This window comes from Pseudoneobacillus rhizolycopersici, from assembly GCF_054786815.1.
Genome location: NZ_JBTOOE010000239.1, coordinates 1 through 234, shown reverse-complemented (window position 1 = coordinate 234; position 234 = coordinate 1). Strand labels below are relative to the sequence as shown.

General features: G+C 36.8%; 1 protein-coding gene. It reads left to right on the top strand.

What is annotated here, in order from left to right; genetic code table 11:
* Window positions 1-234, top strand: a 234-nt coding sequence (locus ACX9YW_RS23585; RefSeq protein ID WP_460351241.1) for a hypothetical protein, incomplete at both ends; no start/stop codon positions are given.

Here is a 234-nt window from a genome sequence, read left to right as displayed (position 1 = left end):
TAATTAAAAAAGCCCCAAGTGAATTGTACAGTGAGGGAAAATGCGATTTAAGTTTTATTCTTTCAAAAGATGATGTGCCGCAGAAGGAAATTAAGGGAATCAACACAAAGCCTTTGTATGATAATCTGGCTTCCCTAATAGAATTTTCCAGGGCTTATGGGGAATGCGTAACAGAGCTTATGGTGATTGGGGATAAATTCTTCTTTTTGGAAGCAAAGAAGGGAAAATACCATA